Origin of the sequence: Roseomonas sp. TAS13, from assembly GCF_001950415.1 — a bacterium.
Classification (GTDB): domain Bacteria; phylum Pseudomonadota; class Alphaproteobacteria; order Acetobacterales; family Acetobacteraceae; genus Roseomonas; species Roseomonas mucosa.
Map to the genome: position 1 here is coordinate 1 of NZ_BDLP01000650.1, position 1,331 is coordinate 1,331.

The 1,331-nt window shown below is 72.9% G+C and carries 2 protein-coding genes; one reads left to right on the top strand and one right to left on the bottom strand.

Annotation, left to right across the window (positions count from 1 at the left end):
- Nucleotides 1-32: 32 nt before the first annotated feature.
- The gene (gene phnG, locus ROTAS13_RS24525; RefSeq protein ID WP_253187770.1) at nt 33-401 is read right to left on the bottom strand and encodes a phosphonate C-P lyase system protein PhnG; all 369 of its coding nucleotides are present in this window, start codon (nt 399-401) and stop codon (nt 33-35) included.
- Between the two features lie 85 nt (nt 402-486).
- On the opposite strand from phnG, the gene phnF reads away from it, so the two are divergent.
- Entirely contained in the window at nt 487-1,209 is a 723-nt protein-coding gene (gene phnF / locus ROTAS13_RS24530) for a phosphonate metabolism transcriptional regulator PhnF (protein ID WP_019463226.1), read from the top strand.
- The last annotated feature ends 122 nt before the right edge of the window (nt 1,210-1,331 follow it).

Sequence of the window (1,331 nt, forward strand, 5' to 3'; positions counted from 1 at the left end):
TCGCCTTACGGTGGAGCTGTGCGTAGATGTGATCAAGAGACAGCCCGTGCCTGCCAGAGCGCGTCCAGCACCGCCGCCTGCCGCGCCCGCACCGCGTCCCGCCCCAGCAGATAGGAGAAGCCGGTCTCGCCGCCCTCGATCCGCACCGCGGCGCGCGTCACCGTCGCCTCGCCCAGGTTGAAGCGGCGCCCGTCGCCGCCGGTACGGCCCCGCACCATCACCAGCCCGGTCTCCGGCCGCCGCAGCTCCTGCACCGGCCCGGCATAGCCCACCGCCGCCAGCGCCGTGTCCAGCTCCGCCCCGGTCGCCGCGGCGCAGAGCGCCATCACCGCCTGGCGCGCCGCCGTGACGGGGGTGGCTGGCGCCCCGGCCCCCTCTCGTGTTTCGCTCTCTGCCGCCATTGCCCGGAAGCCCCTCTGCGAATATGTCTAGTAGTATAGACATCTCAACAAGACGAGCCAGTGACAATTCGATGATTCATCGCCCATGAACGAGCCCTTCCGCCGGGGCGACGGCATTGCCGCCTGGAAGCGCATCGCCGACGGTCTGGAGGCCGAGATCGCCGCCGGCTGCTTCCCGCGCGGCGCGCGCCTGCCCACCGAGGCCCAGCTCGCCACCCAGTACGGCGTGAACCGCCACACCGTCCGCCGCGCCCTTTCCGCGCTGGCCGAACGCGGCCTGGTCCGCGCCACCCAGGGCAGCGGCACCTTTGTGGAGGCCCCGCCGCTCCGCTATCCGATCGGGCCGCGCACCCGCTTCTCCGAGATCGCCACCGCCGCCGGGCGTGAGGCCTGGGGCCGGCTGCTTTCCGCCCGGGAGGTCATGGCCGACGCCGCCCTGGCCGAGGCGCTCGAACTGCCGCCGGGCAGTCCCATCCTGGAGCTCGTCACGCTGCACGAGGCCGACGGCGTGCCTATCTCCACCGGCCTCACCCGCCTGCCCCTGCCGCGCTTCGCCGGCTTCGCCGAGCGCTATGCCGGGACCGGCTCCATCACCCGCGCCTACGCCTCCTACGGCGTCACCGACTATCTCCGCCGTTCCACCCGCATCACCGCGCGCCCCGCCACGCCGGAAGAAGCCGAATCCCTCAGCCTCGCCCCCGGCCGCGTTGTCCTCGTCCTCGACAGCGTCAACACCGATGCCCAGGGCCGCCCCATCCAGGCCACCCACTCCCGCTTCGCCGCCGACCGCGTCGAACTGTCGGCGTGAAGGGAGGATCGGGCCGTTGGACCGGGAGGCTCTGCCTCCCGGACCCTCCGCTCAGGGGCACAGTGTGCCCCCGAGACCCCGCCATGAGCGCTCCGCGAGGAGGGGGTTGTTCCGCCGGTATG